The organism is Antarctobacter jejuensis (assembly GCF_052266595.1).
Taxonomy (GTDB): Bacteria; Pseudomonadota; Alphaproteobacteria; order Rhodobacterales; family Rhodobacteraceae; genus Antarctobacter; species Antarctobacter jejuensis.
Genome location: NZ_JBQQXJ010000005.1, coordinates 54,698 through 72,996, shown reverse-complemented (window position 1 = coordinate 72,996; position 18,299 = coordinate 54,698). Strand labels below are relative to the sequence as shown.

Sequence of the window (18,299 nt, the reverse complement as noted above, 5' to 3'; positions counted from 1 at the left end):
CAGGCTACATGGCACAGGTCCAGCCGACAAAAGGCCCCCGTCCCATTGGGGCGGGGGCCTTTGACTGTCCAAACAGGCCAATTGCGGCCGATCAGCTGGCCTTGCGCAGGTCGGCGATCAGCGCGTCGATATCGCCACGACGGGCGTCCAGCATGGATCCGATGGCACTGCGTTCCGTCAGTAGCATGTCCACACCTTCGATGAACAGGTTGTAGAACCGATTGGAATCGGAGACGTGAAAGCTGACCCGGAAGGGATCGGATCCGCGCAGGTACGCAATGCAGCGTACGTCGAAACCGCGCCGGATCTGGCCGACCGATTGCACTTCCAGCCGTCCGCCTTCGAATTCGCGGAAACGTTTGCCGTACTTGCGCGAAATGTAGCCGGTGAAAGCATCGGTAAAGGCTTTCTTCTGGGCATTGCTGGCACGTCGTGCATCGACACCCAGCGCGTTTGCCGCGATCACCCGGGTGTCGCCGTATTTGTTGAAAATGCGTTCGAAATCCCGGTACATCGCGCTTGGGGATTTTCCCGAGGCGATCACCGCATTGATTTCATTGACCATCCCGCCTACGAGGTTCGCGGCCTGCTGGGCGGTCAGGGCAAAGGCGGGAAGGGCTGGCAACGTGGCCAGCGCGACGCTTCCGGTAAAAAACGCGCGGCGAGTGAGGTGCGTCATGGCGGGCTCCTTTCGAATAACTTGTTTCTAACGCTTTCAGAAGCCTTCTGTATCCACGGAAAGTGGATCAAAATCGCCGCCCGGCGCCTCTTGGCCCAGTTCGAAGCGGCGGTTTTGCAGGTACATCAGCCTCAGTTGCGCGTAACTGTCCGGACTGTCGTGCAGGATCGAGTCGACAGTATCCTTGAACCGCGACCGCTCACCGACCTTGTCCAGCGTCTTGGCTACGGTGCCAATATAACGATCCGGCGCTGGCACCACGTAACTCAGCGGATCGGTGAACAGATCGACCACATCGCCTGCCGTGTCGCGCTCGGTCGAGGGGCCAAAGAACGGCACCTCGACAAAGGCCCCTTCGGGCACACCCCAGACGGCGAGCGTTTCACCGAAATCGGTCTCATCGCGGGGCAGGCCCCATTCGTTGGCCACGTCGAACAGTCCACCGATCCCGATGGTCGCATTCAGCGCAAACCGCACGGTGTTGTTGCTGGCCCGCACAAGGCGCCCCTGCAGCAACTGGTTCACGACCGTTTTCGGCAGCGAAACGGTGTCCGCAAAGCTGGAGATTGACTGCTGAACGCCCAGCGGCACGGTTTCCGCATATCCCGGACCAGAACCGGCAAACAGCTTCTTGTCCACTTTGCGGTTGAACTCATGCACCTTGCGGTTGTTTTTCTCGTAGGGATCATGAATCCCGTCCGGCGCGTCGCCGGGTCCGGGGACCGAACAGGCAGCCACACCACATACCACTGCCGTCAGTAAGACCGCCCTCAAACGCAACATGCGCGCCCCGTCCTTTTCAAAGCACTTGGGAAAGCCGGAAAGCTTCCGTAAAAGGCTATCTAATTCCATATCCGATTGTACCCAACGTAGGATGCCGGAAACCCTTACCCTGTGGCACAATGGCGACAAGGTATAAGACAGAATCAGACTGTCACACATTCCGGCCCGTGACAAAGCAAAGGGCGACCGAGGCGCATGAGCACCGCACAGAAAGACAACGGCCGCGAAGAATTGCGCGCCGCCCGTCGGAAAAGTCGTCCCTATTACTGGTTCGTCGGTATCTTCAGCCTGTTCGTCAACATCCTGATGCTGACGGGCCCGATGTACATGCTGCAAGTCTACGACCGCGTTCTGGGCTCCCGGTCCGTCGCGACGCTGATCGCGCTGTCGGTCCTTGTGCTGTTTCTCTATTCGATGATGGGCATGCTCGACTATGTGCGCGGGCGAATCATGGGGCGCGTGGCGGCACGGTTCCAGTCGGCGCTGGACCTGCGGGTCTTCGATGCGGTGGTGCGGCGCGCAGCGGTCCAGAATGACGAATTGGCCCAGACGGGGCTGCGCGATCTGGAATCGGTGCAGCGGCTCATGTCTTCGCCGGCGCTGATGGCGTTTTTCGACATCCCGTGGACGCCGTTCTTCATCATCGCGATCATGATCTTTCACCCCTGGATGGGGTATCTGGCCATCTGCGGCGGCGTGGCCCTGATCCTTGTGACGCTGTTGAACCAGTTGATCAGCAAGACACCGACACTGAAATCGAACATGGCCGTCATGCAGGCCGAGCGGACCGCCGAACAGATCCGCCAAGAGGCGGAGATGGTGCAGGCTCTAGGGATGCGCGGCGACGCCTTCAAACGCTGGATGACCGCGCGCAGCCAATCGTTGAGCGGACAGATCACGTCGGCAGACCTGACCGGCACATTCTCGACCCTGACCAAGACGTTCCGGATGCTGCTGCAATCCGCGATGCTGGGTCTGGGCGCATATCTTGTGCTTCAGGGAGAACTGTCGCCCGGGGCGATGATTGCGGGGTCGATCCTGATGGGGCGCGCGCTGGCGCCCATCGAACTGCTGATCGGTCAATGGGCTCTTGTGACCCGTGCGCGCAAAGGCTGGGACAACCTTGCACAGCTGTTGTCCGAGATCCCGCCGGATATCGACCGCACGGAATTGCCGCGTCCGCAGGCAAAGCTGGACGTGCAGCAACTGACCGTCGTGGCCCCCGGAGAACAGCAGGCCGCTTTGCGACTGGTGTCGTTCAACATCAATCCCGGGCAGGCCTGCGGCGTCATCGGTCCATCGGGGGCGGGCAAGTCGACACTGGCGCGCGCCCTGACCGGGGTCTGGCGGCCTGCGGGCGGCAAGATCAGGCTGGACGGTGCCTCTCTGGACCAATACGGGCCTGAGACGCTGGGAAAACACATCGGTTATCTGCCGCAGCGGGTCACTCTGTTCGACGGTACGATTGCCGAGAACATTGCCCGCCTGTCTCCGCAGCCGGACGCCGAAAAGGTGGTCGCGGCGGCGATGAAGGCCGACGCCCACGAAATGATCCTGAAGCTGCCGCAGGGCTATGACACGCGCGTTTCCGCCGCGGGCGGGCGGCTGTCTGGTGGACAGATGCAGCGGATCGGTCTGGCCCGCGCGATGTACGGCGATCCCGTCATCCTTGTGCTGGATGAGCCGAACTCGAACCTCGACAACGAAGGGTCAGAGGCCGTGAACAAGGCGATCCGCAGTTTCAAGGAAGAAGGAAAGGCGGTGCTGATCATGGCGCACCGGCCAGCGGCGATCAAGGAATGCGACGTGCTTCTGATGCTCGAAAACGGCGGGCGCGCCGCCTTTGGTCCAAAGGATGAGGTGTTGCAGGCCATGGTCAAGAACCACCAGCAACTGCAGAAAGCCGGACCGGGAGGTGTGCGATGACACCCGAACAGCAATTTCCCATGCGCGGCCCGATGATTGGCGGTATCCTGCTGCTGGCCGTCCTTGTGGGCGGATTTGGAACATGGGCCGCGACAACCAATATTTCGGGCGCCATCGTGGCCAGCGGGTCCATCGAGGTCGATCAGAACCGGCAAGTGGTCCAACATCCGGATGGCGGCGTCGTGGCGTCTATCCTCGTAGATGAGGGTGACACGGTCGAAGCCGGGGCCACCCTGATCCGTCTGGACCCGACCCTGTTGCTCTCCGAATTGAACATCATCGAAGGTCAGTTGTTCGAACTGATGGCGCGCCGGGCGCGGTTGCAGGCGGAACGCGACCTGGAGGATGAGATCGTCTTTCCCGAGGAGGTCCTGCAACGGGCGGAGATCAACGCCGAAGTGGCCGAACTGGTCGAAGGTCAGCGCAATCAGTTCTTTGCCCGGCGCGAGTCGATCAAGGCCGAGATCGAGCAATTGGGCAAACGTGCCGATCAGATCCGCGATCAGGTGATCGGGGTCGAGGCGCAGCAGGCCGCGCTGGATCGCCAACTGGAACTGATCCGCGAGGAACTGGTCAACAAGGAAGAACTGGAGCGGCAGGGCCTTGTCCGCGCGCCGGAAATCCTTGCGCTGAAGCGTGAGGAAGCGCGTCTTGCGGGCACGGCAGGTGAGCTGAAGTCGACCAAGGCGCAAGCCGAGGGGCGGATCACGGAAATCGATATCCAGATCCTGACCCTGCAGAACAAGCGCCGCGAAGAAGCGATCACCACCCTGCGTGATCTGTTGTTCCGCGAACGCGAACTGGCCGAACAGCGTCTTGCGATTCGCGAACGTCTGAACCGGTTGGATATCAGCGCGCCGGTATCCGGCGTGGTTTACGGCTTGACGGTGTACGCCGAACGGTCGGTGATCCGGCCCGCCGACCCGGTCCTGTTCCTTGTCCCGCAGGATCGCCCCTTGGTCATCGCTGCGCAGGTCGAGCCGATCCACATCGACAAACTCTTTGTGAAACAGGAGGTGTCTCTGCGCTTTTCCTCGCTGGATCAGCGGCAAACCCCGGAGCTGTTCGGGACCGTGACGCAGATTTCGGCGGATGCCTTTACCGACGAGACGTCGAAGGTCAGTTATTACCGTGCAGAGATCGTGCTGAGGGATGGTGAGATCGACCGCCTGCCCGAAGGCGCGGTGCTGATCCCCGGTATGCCGGTGGAGGCGTTTATCCGGACAGAGGACCGCACACCGATTGCCTATCTGGTGAAACCCTTCACGGACTATTTCGCCAAGGCCTTCCGCGAAAGCTGATCCTCTTGGTGGCCAGTTGCGGTCAACCCCTGTCGGCCTCGCGCTGCAGGCGCTGGCGCGCGATTGCTTCGTTCTTGTCGGCGGTTCGGTCGGCGCTCAACGCGGCCTCGACAAAGCCCAGATGCGCCTCGACCGCCGCGCGCGCGCCCGCGGCATCCCGGGCCTGAAGCGCGTCATTGATGGCCCTGTGCTGTTGCAGAAGGCTGTCGCGGGTGGTGCGCTGCTTGAACATGATCTGGCGGTTGTAGAACACCCCTTCGCGCAGCAACTGGTACATCGACCGCATCATGTGCAGCATGATGACGTTGTGGCTGGCCTCGATGATGGCGAGATGAAACTCGGCGTCCAGCCCGGATTCCTCGGCCGGATTACGCTTGGCATGGGCCGCTTCCATCTTGGCAAAGACGGCAGCGATCACCGCCAGATCGGTATCCGTTCCGTGGATGGCGGCGCGCTCGGCGGCCAGTCCTTCCATATCGCGCCGAAAGGACAGGTAATCGAACACCGCCTCATCATGGCTGGCAAAAAGCTGGATCAGCGGTTCGGAAAAGGCGGAGCCAAGGACATCGGTGACAAAGATGCCGGCATTCGCCTTGGAGGTCAGCAAACCGCGTTCCTGCAATTGCGACACCGCGTCCCGCAGCGACGGACGCGACACCCCCAACTGCTCGGACAGATCACGTTCTGAGGGCAGGCGTTCTCCGGGGCGCAGAACGCCGCGCAGGATCAAAAGCTCGATCTGCCGAACGACAGCGGTAGATAACTTTTCCGGGGTGACGGGCTGAAAAGGCATGTGTGTCCTGCGCGAATTGGTCAGATGATATGACCACCATCGCGCCGGAGCAAGAGGACGTTACCAGCGCGTCAGCGCGGCCTCATCCTCGTCTTTTGCTGCTACCCATCCGGCGTCCTGCGCTGTGTGTTCCTTTTTCCAGAACGGCGCGCGCGATTTGAGATAGTCCATCAGGAATTCCGCGGCCTCGAAGGCATCTTTGCGATGCGGTGCGGCGGTGGCAACCATCATGATCTGCGCACCGGGTTCCATCCGGCCAAAGCGATGGATCACCAGTGCATCCCCCAGCGACCAGCGTTCAACCGCCTCTGCTGCGATTTTTTCCAGCGCCTTCTGGGTCATGCCCGGGTAATGCTCGATTTCCATCGCCTGCAGGCCGCCCTCGGCCAGATCGCGCACGATGCCCGTAAAGGTCACGACGGCGCCCATATCATGGTGTCCTGAAGCAAAGGCAGCGGCCTCAGCCCCGAAATCGAAAGGGTGCTCCTGCACGACGACGCGCATCGTTTAGCCCCCGGTCATCGGTGGGAAAAAGGCAACTTCGCGGGCGCCATTCAGCGGGGCGTCAAAATCGGTCAGTTCCTGATCGACGGCGACCCGAAGCGCGCTGAGGTCTTCGAAAGCGGCGGCATAGCGTTCTTCGCGGGCCTTCAATTCCGCCACAAGGTCGGCCACTGTGGCCGCCCCGGTCTCGACCGTTTCGCGGGGCAAACCGATGCGTTCGCGCACCCATGCAAAATAGAGAACGTCCATCAGCGATCCTCCCTCAGATGCGGCATGGCCTTGCGGAAGTAGTCCCACCCGGTGATCAGCGTCAGCGCGGCAGCGACCCAGAGCAGCGCCAGCCCGCCCTGCCCGGACCAGACCATCCCCTGATATTTCCAGCGCAGGCCCATCACGTCCTCGACCTCTCCGCGCAGGACCTGACCGATGATCTCATCGCCCATGCCGATGCTTGATACGACAAGATAGTGCTCGAATATGCCCTGTGCAAAGAGCACAGCAATCGCAACCATCTGGGCCGTGGTCTTCCATTTGGCCAGCTTTGTCACCTTGAGCATTCCCGCCGTGTCACCAAGGAATTCCCGCAGGCCGGATACAAATACCTCGCGGAAGACGATGACCGTGGCCGGCAACACCAGCCAAGGCGACCAGGAGGAAAACCCGATGATGACGGTCAGCGCGATGAGCACCATCGCCTTGTCCGCGATGGGATCCAGCATGGTGCCGAGCTTGGTGATTTGCTGCCAACTGCGCGCAAGGTGGCCATCAAACCAATCGGTGATGGCCGCGCCCATGAACAAGATCAACGCGCACCAGTCTGCAACGGGGCGCGAGAAATACAGGAACATGATCGCCAGCCCGGGGGCGGCGAGCAGACGCAGGATGGTCAGGATATTGGGCAGAGTGAGTTTCATCGTGGCCTTCTCTAGCCGGTTCTCGGGGAAGGGGGAAGGCTTGGCGATGCGGTCGGGGCGTGTGAGGTCAGGATGCCGCGCGCGCCCTGAGCCGGCTCAGAAAGGCCGAGCGTGCAGCGGGCAGGGGTTTGTCGCGCAGTTCAGGGGCCAACCGGTTTTCCATGAAATAGCCAGTGGTCGCCAGCGCCTGCAGGATGTCCGCATCACTGGCCTCTCCGCGACCCAACAGCACCTCTGGCAACGGCAACAGGCGGTCCGACCAGTCGCCTGCGCCTGCGTGAGTAACCGCGCGCCCGGATTTTGGCGAGACAAAAGCCAGCCCCTCGGATGCACCCGTCACGGCGCAGGCGGAGAGGTCGAGCCCAAAACCCATCTCCTCGAGCAGGGCCAGTTCCCAGTGAAGATAGGCCAGTGGCCAAAGTTCGGGGTGGGGGAGCAGATCCAGCAGCTTTTCCGAGCGGGCATAGAGACCGGGATGCGGTTCGCGTTCGGGGAGGCAGAAGGCCAGCAGGGCGGTCACGGCGTTGAGCCCCGCCAGCGCCAGCCGGTCCGACAGCGCGCTGGCCGCGCGGGATCGGAGCGGTTCAGCGGTGAAGCTTCCGATATGATCCTCAAGCCGCGCGCGCCAGCTGAGGTCCAGCTGTGCGCCGGGCTGCAGATGCGGGGCAAGTTTGCGCGAGGTGCCGCCACGCAGGACGCCCGCATGTCGTCCGTGTTCCGGCGTGAATACCTCTAGAATCAGCGAGGTCTCTCCGTGTTTGCGGGTGTTGAGAAGAATGCCAGTGTCGCGCCAGTCCATGGCGTCAAGATCGGGATGTGGCGGCGGTTTGGCAAGCCGTGATCCAAAGGCGCAGCCTGCGGCCGCACAGGATATCTCGGCCCTTTGCAGGGCCTCGGGCCGGGGCGTTCCCAACCAGACTGAGGGGCAGGTCAGGCGAGCGAGGGATCGTCCAGCAGATGGCGACCCTGCCGGTCCTCGACCTCGATCACCCAGAGATCGGGGTCAAAGCTGCGCTGGCGGGAGACGGTGGCATCGACCACGGCCTCTGGTCCGGTGGTCAGTTCAGTCCACTGGCGGTCGCCGGTCGTCAGGTCGAATCCGCGGGTAAAGGCGCGGGCGCTGCCGTCGAGCGGGCAGAGTTTGACCAGAACCGCGCCGGCCTGATCGTCGCCGTGCGACGTCACATAAGCCGGGATATCGAACAGACGCAGGCGGGCAAGGTAGGCATCGACCCAGAAACGGGTGGTCAGCCGTGCCATCAGGCGTTGCCGTCCTTGAAATCCAGACCCATTTCGGAATAGCGCTCGGCCTCTTCGAGCCAGTTCTCGCGCACCTTGACCTGCAGGAAGAGGTGGACCGGACGGCCGACGAATTCGGTCAGTTCCTCGCGCGCGGCCTTGGAGATCGCCTTGATCGTTTCACCCTTGTGGCCAAGGATGATGCCCTTGTGGCCATCGCGGGCGACGTAGATCACCTGATCCACACGCGCAGAGCCGTCCTTGCGTTCCTCCCAGCTCTCTGTTTCGACGGTCAGCTGGTAGGGCAGTTCCTGATGCAGTCGCAGGGTCAGCTTTTCGCGCGTGATCTCGGCCGCGATCATGCGCATCGGCAGATCGGCGATCTGGTCTTCGGGATAGAGCCAGGGGCCTTCAGGGACTTCCCCGGCCAGCCATGTGCGCAGTTCCTCGATGCCATAGCCCTTTTCCGCCGAGATCATGAATGTCTGCGCAAAGGAAAAGCGCTCGTTCATATCCTTTGTCAGAGCCAGTAGCTTGGGCGCCTCGACCCGGTCGATCTTGTTGATGGCGAGTGCGACGGTGCGGCCCTTGGGCAGCTCGTTCAGGCCGTCCAGGATGCGTTCGACCCCTTCGGTGATGCCTCTGTGCGCTTCGATCAGCAGGACGATTACATCCGCGTCGGCAGCCCCGCCCCATGCGGCGGCGACCATGGCGCGGTCCAGACGGCGGCGGGGTTTGAACAGGCCGGGTGTGTCGACAAAGACAAGCTGGCTGTCGCCTTCCATGGCCACGCCGCGAATGCGGGCGCGGGTGGTCTGAACCTTGTGGGTGACGATAGAGACCTTGGCCCCGACCATGCGGTTGGTCAGGGTGGATTTGCCCGCGTTGGGCTCTCCGATCAGGGCGATGAAACCGGCGCGTTTGGTCATGTCTGGCTTTGGCTAAGGATGCGGAAGGTTGCGCTTTAGCGGGTTTTGGCGGTGCTGGCCAGAGGGATGGGGGCGGAACGGAGCGGAGGCAGTGGAGGGCCGCGTGGATTGGCAGGGTCCGGCTGCTGCTTTTGAGCACCTTCGCTCCGGTCGCCCCCCGCGTTCAGGGACGCAACTGGCGCTGAAAGGATTCGTAACAATTCGGAAAACCTCAGGAAAAAGTTGACCCCGAGTGTTTGAATTGCCCAAATGGCGGTCAGAATCGTGGGAGAACCACGATCGGCACGCAACGACGGGCCACGAGGGATGTCGGGGAAACCGGCATGGGGAGGAATAGACTTGGCACATCAGGCTGAGGGCGCAGAGGGTCTGCGCTCGGTTCCGGCGCTATTGCACCGCAACGCCACCAAATTCGGTTCGGCGCCTGCCTACCGTGAAAAAGAATACGGGATCTGGCAAACTTGGAGCTGGGCCGAGACAGAGGCCGAGATCGAGGCGCTGGCGCTTGGTCTGTTGAACCTTGGCGTGAACGAAGGCGATTTCGTCGCCATCATCGGGCGCAACCGCCCCACCCTGTACTGGTCGATGGTTGCCGCGCAGAGCGTGGGCGCCGTCCCCGTGCCTCTGTATCAGGACGCCGTTGCCGAAGAGATGGAATACGTTCTGGGCCATTGCGGCGCGCGATTTGCCATCGTGGCCGACCAGGAACAGGCGGACAAGGTGATCGAAGTGCAGGACGACCTGCACCAGTTCGAGCACCTGATCTATGTCGATCCGCGCGGCCTGCGGAAATATGACCACAGCCATATGCACCAGTACAGCCATGTGCAGGAACAGGGCAGGGCTGCCCGTGACGAATATGAAAAGGAATTGCGCCGCCGCCGCGATGGGCTGACCTATGACGACACCTGCGTGATGCTCTATACCTCGGGCACCACGGGCAAGCCGAAGGGCGTGGTGCTGTCGAACCGGAACATCATCGAAAGCGCGCGGGCCGCCTCCGAATTCGACAACATCCAGCGCACCGATGACGTGCTGGCCTATCTGCCGATGGCATGGGTGGGCGATTTCATCTTTTCCATCGGTCAGGGCTACTGGACGGGGTTCTGCGTGAATTGCCCGGAATCGGCAGAGACCCTGCTGACGGACCTGCGCGAAATCGCGCCCAGCTATTATTTTGCGCCGCCGCGGATCTTTGAGACGCAGCTGACGCAGATCACCATCCGCATGGAGGATGCGGGGACCTTCAAGAAGCGGTTGTTCGACCATTTCATGGCCCATGCCCACAAGGTGGGTCCCGCGATCCTTGATGGAAAACCCGTCGGGATCATGGACCGGATGAAATACGCGCTGGGTGAATTCCTGGTATACGGCCCGCTGAAGAATGCCCTGGGCTTCTCGAAGATCCGCGTGGGCTATACCGCCGGCGAGGCGATCGGGCCGGAAATCTTTGATTTCTATCGCTCTTTGGGGATCAACCTTAAACAGCTCTATGGCCAGACTGAGGCCAGCGTCTTCATCACCGTGCAGCCGGATGGAGAGGTCCGTTCGGACACCGTTGGGGTGCCAGCGCCCGGCGTCGAGTTGAAGATCGCCGAGAATGGCGAGGTTTTCTACCGCTCGCCCGGGGCGTTTGTGGAGTATTACAAGAACCCGGAAAGCACCGCGGATACCAAGGACCCGGAGGGCTGGGTCGCCACCGGGGATGCCGGTTTCATCGAAGAGAGCAGCGGGCATCTGCGGATCATCGACCGGGCCAAGGATGTGGGTCAGATGGCCGATGGGGCGCTGTTCGCGCCCAAGTACGTAGAAAACAAGCTGAAGTTCTACGCCAACATCCTGGAGGCCGTGGTTTTCGGCGCGGACAAGGATCGCTGCACGGCCTTCATCAACATCGATCTGACGGCTGTGGGCAACTGGGCCGAGCGCAACAACATCGCCTATGCATCCTACCAGGAACTGGCGCAGCACCCGCAGGTTTTGGAGGCCGTGCAAAAGCATGTCGAAGAGGTGAACGTCAGTGTCGCCGCAGACGAGATGCTGTCTGGTTGCCAAATTCACCGTTTCCTTATTCTTCACAAGGAGTTGGACGCGGACGATGGAGAGATGACGCGGACGCGTAAGGTGCGCCGCAAGGTGATCGGAGAGAAATTCGCCGACCTTGTGACCGCTTTGTACGATGGCTCCGAGAGCGTCTACACAGAGACGGAAGTGACCTACGAAGACGGGCGCAAGGGCAAGATCAAGGCAACGCTGCAGATTCGCGACGCCAAGGTCGTGCCGGTGACGCCCAAGGCGATGGCGGCGGAATGATGTTCGGACGCTCCCGCTGCGCGGATCGCCCCGCCCGCCATCCCGCAGGGCGCTGCCTGAACAGCGGCGCTTTTTCGATGGCGCAGCCCAATTACAATAAAAAAGGGACAGGTGCGTGAAAGACACCGAAGGATATGTCACCGCGGATGGGCGCCAGATCGGCGGCGTTCTGATGGAGATGAAGAACATCACCCTGAAATTCGGCGGGGTCACGGCGATTTCCGACATCTCCTTTGATGTGCGGGAAGGAGAGATCCGCGCCATCATCGGGCCGAATGGGGCCGGCAAGTCCAGTATGCTGAACATCATCTCGGGGTTCTACACGCCGACGATCGGCGAGGTCTGGTACAAGGGCGCGAAACGCCCCCCCATGAAGCCCTACGAGGTGGCCCGCATGGGTGTGGCGCGGACGTTCCAGAACATCGCCCTGTTCGAGGGCATGACCGTTCTGGACAACGTCATGACGGGCCGGTTGACGCATATGAACGCCTCTATCCCGGCGCAGGCGCTGTGGTGGGGCCGGGCGCGCAACGAGGAAATGGCGAACCGCGAGATCGTCGAGAAGGTCATCGACTTCCTGGAAATCCAGTCGATCCGAAAGACGCCTGTCGGCAGGCTGCCCTACGGTTTGAAAAAGCGGGTGGAACTGGCGCGCGCCTTGGCGGCGGAGCCGTCGATCCTGCTGCTGGATGAGCCGATGGCGGGCATGAACGTCGAGGAGAAGGAGGACATGAGCCGCTTTATCCTGGACGTGAACGACGAGTTCGGCACCACGATCTGCCTGATCGAGCATGACATGGGCGTGGTCATGGACCTGTCCGACCGGGTCGTGGTCATGGATTACGGCAAGAAGATCGGCGACGGCACACCGGACGAGGTGCGCGGCAATCAGGACGTGATCGACGCCTATCTGGGGGTGCCGCACTGATGACGCCTGTTTTGTACAAGACCTACGTTCTGACCATGGCTTCCAGACAAATCGTACATCCTGAAATTTCGGCGGGGGAGAGCTGAGTTGGACCTTCTGAATCAAATCTTCGTCGCGCCCTTTGTCGACATGGTCGCCGCTCCGGATTTCCTGTTGCAGGTGTTGTGGGAGGGGCTGGTGTCTGGCGTGCTCTATGCACTGATCGCGCTGGGCTTTGTCCTGATCTTCCGCTCGAGCCGTATCTTCAACTTTGCGCAGGGCATCATGGTGGTGTTTGCCGCGCTGACGCTGGTGGGGCTGCATGCCTTCGGCATCCCGGCTTGGATCGCGGTGGCGTTGACCCTGGGCGTGATGTTCGTGCTGGCGGTCAGCATCGAACGGGTGGTGCTGCGGCCATTGGTGGGTCAGCCGGACATTATCCTGTTCATGGCGACCATCGGGATCACGCTGTTCCTGATCGGTCTGGGCGAGATCATTTTTGGCGGTGAGAACAAGCAGATGATTTCCGCCGAGTTGGGCATCCCGACCGGCGACACGGTGCTGGAGCCTTGGGGCGGATTGCTGATCCTGCAGCACCTCGACATGACGGTGGTTGCGGTGGCCGTGCTGCTGGTGGGTGCGCTGCTGGCCTTCCTGAACTACACGCAGATGGGCCGCGCGATCCGGGCGCTGGGCGACGACCATCAGGCCGCGCTGTCGGTGGGCATCTCGCTGCAGACGATCTGGGTGCTAGTCTGGTTCATCGCGGGCATCATCGCGCTGGTCACAGGCATCGCCTGGGGCGCGCGGGCAGGGGTGTCCTTTGCGCTGGAGGTGATCGCATACAAGGCGCTGCCGGTGCTGATGCTGGGCGGGCTGGAGTCGATCACCGGCGCCATCATTGGCGGGCTTCTCATCGGGCTGTCGGAAAAGCTGTTCGAGATCTACTGGGGCCAGCCGATCCTTGGTGGCAACACCGAGACGTGGTTCGCCTTTGTCCTTGCGCTGATCGTGCTGTTGTTCCGGCCTCAGGGGCTGTTCGGGGAACGTATCATTGAAAGGGTGTAGGGCGGGGTTTACCCCGCCGCGCCAAAATACGCGCCGAGGGCGACGGGGTGAACCCCGCCCTACGGAAAACGGCAAAACAAGGATCGAACTGCCATGTCGAAACTGATCGCAATTCTGAACGTGATTGCCTGGGCAGGGTTCTGGGCCTTCGGCTACCTCGCGCTGACCGCCGATCCGGCGCAGGGCGGAAGCATGGTCATCGCGCTGCTGCTGGCGGCGGCAGGGGCGGCGGTGGGCATGTGGGCCTATTTCTGGCTGGTCAAACACACGGAGGCGACCGGCTATGCGAAACGCAGCACCAGCCGTCCGCGGTTCGAGGCTGATGAAGGATTGGATGCCTGAGATGACGCTGCCCATGGACAAAAGCGCCAGCGCGCGCCCCGTCAACCGCCCAGATCCGGCAATCGCCGATCTGGCGCGCAGTGCCAACGGGGTAGGGGAACCGGAAGAAGCGGTCAACCGGGGGGGGCTACCGATGGCGGGGCTGGTCACGGCGGGTTTCTGGAACATGGCGGCCCTGTCACTGGCGGGGATGAGTGTGGCCGCGACGACGGCGGCGCGAGTCTGGAGCCTTGGATCCGGGCGCCGCGACGGGGAGGACGTCTGACGCATGGAGCGGGCCCGGTGCAATAACGGCTGGCTAAGGGCGGGTTTGATTTCTGCCGTGGTCACAGGCCTTTGCGCCCTGCTTCCGGCGGCATTCTTTGTTGCCCGGCTGTTTGACGCACCGCACCTGCAATGGTGGCCTTTGGGACTGTTATTCGCCGCGATTGTGCCCTGGCTGGTGTTTGGGGGTCTTGTTCGCCTCCATGATACCAGACGGGAACCGGCCAATCCCGGGCCAGCACCTTGGCAGGGGTGGAGCGTTCTTGTCTTGGCTGCACTTCCAGGGGCGATTTTGCTGGTGCCGCTGTCGGCGCTGATTGCGCTGGGAATTTTCTGCCTGCGGGGATGGCCTGTGCCACCCGGCGGGAAAATGAACGACGCCGCGGCCTGAATCGCGGCAAACAAGAGGGAGGGGCGGATGCTCTATCGCACCGCAGGACAGTTCAAGACGAGTTACGAGGCCGACCAGGCGCTGTTCCCGGTCCGGCAGGATGCCGTGCTGCTGGGGATCATCCTGCTGTTCGTCTGGGTGATCTTTCCGCTGACGGCGAGCGAGTTCACCTTCCAGACGCTGCTGATCCCGATCCTGATCTATTCGCTGGCCGCCTTGGGCCTGAACATCCTGACCGGCTATGCCGGGCAGTTGTCGCTGGGGACGGCGGCCTTCATGGGGGTCGGTGCCTACGCCTGCTACAAGATGATCACGATCATGCCGTGGATGAACCCGATCATCGCGATCCTGCTGTCGGGGGTGTTCAGCGCCGGTGTGGGGGTGATGTTCGGGATCCCCTCCCTGCGGATCAAGGGATTTTACTTGGCCATCGCGACCCTGGCGGCGCAGTTCTTTCTTGTCTGGCTGTTCGAGAAATGGGCCTGGCTTTACAACTACAACGCCTCCGGCGCGATCCAGGTGCCGAACCTTGATATCTTCGGCCTTTATGTGTCCGGTCCGCAGGCGGATTCGATGGTGCAGTACTATGTCGTGCTGTTCATCGTTTGCTTGCTGACTATGCTGTGCATCAACCTCACGCGCGGCACCCTTGGCCGGACGTGGAAGGCGACGCGTGACATGGACATCGCCGCCGAACTGATCGGCATCAACCTGATGCGGTCCAAGCTGACGGCCTTTGCCATTTCGTCCTACATCGTGGGCGTCGCAGGTGCGCTGTTCGTCTTCATGTGGCGCGGCGCGGCAGAGCCGAACCTGTTCGATATTCCGCTGTCCTTCCGCATCCTGTTCATCGCGATCATCGGCGGGCTGGGGTCGATCATGGGCAACTACCTGGGGGCGATCCTGATCGTCGGGCTGCCAGTGGTGCTGAACCTGCTGCCCGAGGCGCTGGGCATTCCGATCTCGTCGTCCATGGTCGAGCATCTGAACATCATGATCGTGGGCAGCCTGATCGTGTTTTTCCTGATCGTCGAGCCGCACGGGCTGGCGCAACTGTGGCGGCTGATCCGGGAGAAATTGATCCTCTGGCCATTCCCGCACTGAACTGTGGGGCGTGCCTGCACGCCCCCGATGGCCGCATGACCTCGGCCCAAGACCAAGAAGACCACGTATCAATGAGACATTCCAAGGGAGGAACGTTATGAAACACTTCACCAAACTGGCGCTTGCGGGTGCTCTGGCGGCAGCGACCGCCGGAGCCAGCTACGCGCAGGAGCTTTTTGCCCCGAACCTAGCCTACCGGACCGGCCCCTTTGCCGCCACCGGCATCCCGCTGATGAACGGTCAGGCAGACTATTTGGCGATGCTCAACGCGCGCGACGGCGGCGTTGGCGGCATTCCGGTCAACGCAGAGGAATGCGAGACCGGCTATTCCACCGAAAAGGGCGTGGAATGCTATGAAAAGACCAAGGGCAAGGCGATCGTGACGCAGCCGTGGTCGACCGGGATCACCCTGCAGGTGCTGCCCAAGACCAACGTCGACATGATCCCGATCCTCGCGCCGGGCTATGGCTTTAGCCCGATGATGGACGGCAAGACCTTCCAGTGGGCGTTCAACACGCCGTCGGGTTACTGGGATGCGGCCGACATGATCATCCAGTATCTCGAAGGGCAGGGCAGCCTTGATGGCAAGACCATCGCCTTCCTTCACCTTGATCACCCCTATGGCAAAGAGCCGATCCCGGTGCTGGAACAGCTGGCCGCTGAAAAGGGCTTTGAGTTGAACCCGATCCCGGTCGGCCTGAAGGAAATGCAGAACCAGTCGGCACAGTGGCTGCAGATCCGCCGGATGCGTCCTGACTACGTCGTGATGTGGGGCTGGGGCGCGATGAACGCGGGCGCCATCACCGAAGCGGTCAAGACCAAGTTCCCGATGGAAAACTTCGTCGGTGTCTGGTGGTCCGGGCATGACGCGGACCTTGCCATCGTCGGTGAGGACGGCAAGGGCTACAAGTCGATCAGCTGGTCCTTCCCGAACATGGACGCGCCGGTCATGGCCGACATCAAAAAACACGTTGTCGACGCAGGCAAGTCCAAGTCGGACGCGACCGAGATGTCGGGCGTGTTCTATTCGCGCGGCATCGTGATTTCGGCCATCCTTGCCGAAGGCATCCGCGTGGCGCAGGCCGAATACGGCACCGCCGAGATCAGCGCCGAACAGCTGCGCTGGGGTCTGGAAAACATCGACATGACCGAAGCACGGATCGACGAGCTGGGCCTGACCGGCATGGTGCCGCCCTTCTCGACCTCCTGTTCCAACCACACCGGCCACTCGGGTGGCTGGATGCTGGAATGGGACGGTTCCAAGTTCGTCAAGGTCTCTGACCACCTGACGCCGAATGTTGCCGGCTACAAGGCGCTGGCCGAGGAAAAGGCGAAGGAATACGCCGACGCCAATGCGCCCTGGCCGATGGCCGAAGGCTGTGACGCGATGTAATCGCGTCCTGTCCCGGCGGCGCGCGGGCGCCGCCGGGATTTCTTGCGTATTTTCAAAGGGAAGAAGCCAAAGGGGCGGCGCGGATCCGACCCGGTGTGCGAGGTGAGATGATGCTGGATACAGGCCGGACGGACGAGGCGCTCCTAGAGGTCAACAACATCGAGGTGATCTACAATCACGTGATCCTCGTGCTGAAAGGCGTGAGCCTGACCGTGAAGAAGGGCGGGATCACCGCGCTTTTGGGCGGCAATGGCGCGGGCAAGACAACCACGCTGAAGGCAATATCGAACCTGCTGCATTCGGAACGTGGCGAGGTCACCAAGGGCTCCATCGTTTACAAGGGCGAGCGAGTGCAGGACCTTGATCCGGCAGCGCTGGTAAAGCGCGGCGTAATCCAGGTCATGGAAGGCCGCCACTGTTTCGAACACCTCACCGTCGAGGAAAACCTGCGCACCGGGGCCTATACCCGCCGCGACGGCAAAGCCGCCGTCGAGCAGGATCTGGAGATGGTCTATTCCTATTTCCCGCGCCTGAAGGAGCGCCGCAGGTCGCAGGCGGGGTATACCTCTGGTGGGGAACAGCAGATGACGGCCATCGGTCGGGCCCTGATGAGCCGCCCGGAAACGATCTTGCTGGATGAGCCCAGCATGGGGCTGGCGCCGCAGTTGGTGGAGCAGATTTTCGAGATCGTGAAATCGGTGAACGAAAATGAGGGCGTGAGTTTCCTGCTGGCCGAGCAGAACACGAACGTCGCGCTGAAATATGCCCATTCGGGATACATCCTGGAGAACGGGCGCGTGGTGATGGAGGGGCCCGCCGCCGAGCTGCGGGAAAACCCCGACGTCAAGGAATTCTACCTTGGGATGTCGGATGAAGGGCGCAAATCCTTTCGTGACGTCCGCTCTTACCGGCGCCGCAAGCGCTGGCTCGCCTGAGCCACACGCCGGCCTATCCGGCCGGTCCCGAGGATTGGAGGACCCAGATGTTCAGAACTGCCCTGACCATTGCTGCATTGATGATGATCGCCGCGCCGGTGGTCGCCAGCGACCTTGTGAAACGCGAGATCTTGCAGGACCAGCCGGTCAGCGATGCCGAGGATCTGAAGCTGGTGCTCACTCGCGTGACGGTGATGCCGGGCGGGCGGATCGAAAAACACGCGCACCCGGGCGACGAACACGCGGTGGTTCTGACCGGAGGCCCGGTCGAGATGGCGGATGGCAGCGGAATGACCTTGGCCGAAGGGCAGGTGCTGTTCTACTCCGCCGGAGAGGTTCATGGCGGTGTGATCAACACGGGGGCCGCAGATATCGTCTTGCTCACCACCCATGTGGTGAACATCTACGAACCCTTCCGTTGGGCTGCGGAGTAAGCAGGGATGGCACCTGATCTGTCCCGAGCCGGGTCAGGCGGTCTGTCCGCCCGGCTGCGGCGCTGCGCGCCCCGCGCTGG

General features: G+C 62.0%; 20 protein-coding genes. 11 read left to right on the top strand and 9 right to left on the bottom strand.

Annotated elements, in window-relative coordinates:
* Positions 1-91: 91 nt before the first annotated feature.
* Positions 92-679, bottom strand: a complete 588-nt coding sequence (locus ACTXGA_RS08790) for an MlaC/ttg2D family ABC transporter substrate-binding protein (RefSeq protein WP_443392788.1) — start codon at positions 677-679, stop codon at positions 92-94.
* 36 nt (positions 680-715) lie between these two features.
* Positions 716-1,462 carry an MlaA family lipoprotein gene (locus ACTXGA_RS08785; protein ID WP_443392786.1) on the bottom strand — a complete coding sequence of 249 codons (747 nt, stop codon included), beginning with the start codon at positions 1,460-1,462 and terminating at the stop codon, positions 716-718.
* A 195-nt stretch (positions 1,463-1,657) separates the two neighbouring features.
* On the opposite strand from ACTXGA_RS08785, the gene ACTXGA_RS08780 reads away from it, so the two are divergent.
* Both ACTXGA_RS08780 and ACTXGA_RS08775 read left to right on the top strand, forming a co-directional pair.
* On the top strand, positions 1,658-3,388 hold the full coding sequence (locus ACTXGA_RS08780; protein ID WP_443392784.1) for a type I secretion system permease/ATPase: 1,731 nt from the start codon (positions 1,658-1,660) through the stop codon (positions 3,386-3,388).
* Positions 3,385-4,689, top strand: coding sequence for an HlyD family type I secretion periplasmic adaptor subunit (locus ACTXGA_RS08775; protein WP_443392782.1), 1,305 nt, complete (start codon positions 3,385-3,387; stop codon positions 4,687-4,689). Before ACTXGA_RS08780 ends, ACTXGA_RS08775 begins: the two co-directional genes overlap by 4 nt.
* Positions 4,690-4,711: 22 nt before the next feature.
* Here the strand turns inward: ACTXGA_RS08775 and ACTXGA_RS08770 are convergent, their stop codons facing one another.
* From ACTXGA_RS08770 to era, 7 genes are all read right to left on the bottom strand, one after another.
* Positions 4,712-5,482: an FCD domain-containing protein gene (locus tag ACTXGA_RS08770; protein ID WP_443392780.1), complete on the bottom strand. Its 771-nt coding sequence runs from the start codon at positions 5,480-5,482 to the stop codon at positions 4,712-4,714.
* A gap of 60 nt (positions 5,483-5,542) precedes the next feature.
* On the bottom strand, positions 5,543-5,986 hold the full coding sequence (locus ACTXGA_RS08765; RefSeq protein ID WP_443392778.1) for a molybdenum cofactor biosynthesis protein MoaE: 444 nt from the start codon (positions 5,984-5,986) through the stop codon (positions 5,543-5,545).
* Between the two features lie 3 nt (positions 5,987-5,989).
* Complete coding sequence (gene moaD / locus ACTXGA_RS08760) at positions 5,990-6,235, bottom strand: molybdopterin converting factor subunit 1 (RefSeq protein WP_443392776.1); 246 nt, start codon at positions 6,233-6,235, stop codon at positions 5,990-5,992.
* Positions 6,235-6,900 (bottom strand): CDP-diacylglycerol--glycerol-3-phosphate 3-phosphatidyltransferase, encoded by a 666-nt coding sequence (gene pgsA, locus ACTXGA_RS08755; protein ID WP_443392775.1) that lies wholly within the window; start codon positions 6,898-6,900, stop codon positions 6,235-6,237. Before pgsA ends, moaD begins: the two co-directional genes overlap by 1 nt.
* A gap of 67 nt (positions 6,901-6,967) precedes the next feature.
* Positions 6,968-7,699: a DNA repair protein RecO gene (gene recO / locus ACTXGA_RS08750; RefSeq protein ID WP_443392773.1), complete on the bottom strand. Its 732-nt coding sequence runs from the start codon at positions 7,697-7,699 to the stop codon at positions 6,968-6,970.
* A 131-nt stretch (positions 7,700-7,830) separates the two neighbouring features.
* The gene (locus tag ACTXGA_RS08745; protein WP_443392771.1) at positions 7,831-8,160 is read right to left on the bottom strand and encodes a DUF1491 family protein; all 330 of its coding nucleotides are present in this window, start codon (positions 8,158-8,160) and stop codon (positions 7,831-7,833) included.
* Positions 8,160-9,068: a GTPase Era gene (era, locus tag ACTXGA_RS08740; protein WP_443392769.1), complete on the bottom strand. Its 909-nt coding sequence runs from the start codon at positions 9,066-9,068 to the stop codon at positions 8,160-8,162. The genes ACTXGA_RS08745 and era overlap by 1 nt, the downstream gene beginning before the upstream one ends.
* 339 nt (positions 9,069-9,407) lie before the next feature.
* Between era and ACTXGA_RS08735 the strand changes: the two genes are divergently transcribed.
* The 9 genes from ACTXGA_RS08735 to ACTXGA_RS08695 all read left to right on the top strand — a co-directional run bounded on the left by ACTXGA_RS08735 (position 9,408) and on the right by ACTXGA_RS08695 (position 18,219).
* Positions 9,408-11,381 carry an AMP-binding protein gene (locus tag ACTXGA_RS08735; RefSeq protein ID WP_443392767.1) on the top strand — a complete coding sequence of 658 codons (1,974 nt, stop codon included), beginning with the start codon at positions 9,408-9,410 and terminating at the stop codon, positions 11,379-11,381.
* A gap of 172 nt (positions 11,382-11,553) precedes the next feature.
* Positions 11,554-12,309, top strand: coding sequence for an ABC transporter ATP-binding protein (locus tag ACTXGA_RS08730; protein ID WP_443393142.1), 756 nt, complete (start codon positions 11,554-11,556; stop codon positions 12,307-12,309).
* 129 nt (positions 12,310-12,438) lie between these two features.
* A complete protein-coding gene (locus ACTXGA_RS08725) occupies positions 12,439-13,356 on the top strand; it encodes a branched-chain amino acid ABC transporter permease (RefSeq protein WP_443393140.1) in 918 nt (305 codons plus the stop codon).
* A gap of 93 nt (positions 13,357-13,449) precedes the next feature.
* Complete coding sequence (locus tag ACTXGA_RS08720; RefSeq protein ID WP_443392765.1) at positions 13,450-13,698, top strand: hypothetical protein; 249 nt, start codon at positions 13,450-13,452, stop codon at positions 13,696-13,698.
* A complete protein-coding gene (locus tag ACTXGA_RS08715) occupies positions 13,691-13,963 on the top strand; it encodes a hypothetical protein (protein ID WP_443392764.1) in 273 nt (90 codons plus the stop codon). The genes ACTXGA_RS08720 and ACTXGA_RS08715 overlap by 8 nt, the downstream gene beginning before the upstream one ends.
* A gap of 417 nt (positions 13,964-14,380) precedes the next feature.
* Complete coding sequence (locus tag ACTXGA_RS08710; RefSeq protein WP_443392762.1) at positions 14,381-15,457, top strand: branched-chain amino acid ABC transporter permease; 1,077 nt, start codon at positions 14,381-14,383, stop codon at positions 15,455-15,457.
* Positions 15,458-15,554: 97 nt separating this feature from the next.
* The gene (locus tag ACTXGA_RS08705; protein ID WP_443392761.1) at positions 15,555-16,850 is read left to right on the top strand and encodes an ABC transporter substrate-binding protein; all 1,296 of its coding nucleotides are present in this window, start codon (positions 15,555-15,557) and stop codon (positions 16,848-16,850) included.
* Positions 16,851-16,960: 110 nt separating this feature from the next.
* Positions 16,961-17,785, top strand: coding sequence for an ABC transporter ATP-binding protein (locus ACTXGA_RS08700; RefSeq protein ID WP_443393138.1), 825 nt, complete (start codon positions 16,961-16,963; stop codon positions 17,783-17,785).
* Between the two features lie 47 nt (positions 17,786-17,832).
* On the top strand, positions 17,833-18,219 hold the full coding sequence (locus ACTXGA_RS08695) for a cupin domain-containing protein (protein ID WP_443392760.1): 387 nt from the start codon (positions 17,833-17,835) through the stop codon (positions 18,217-18,219).
* Positions 18,220-18,299: the final 80 nt, after the last annotated feature.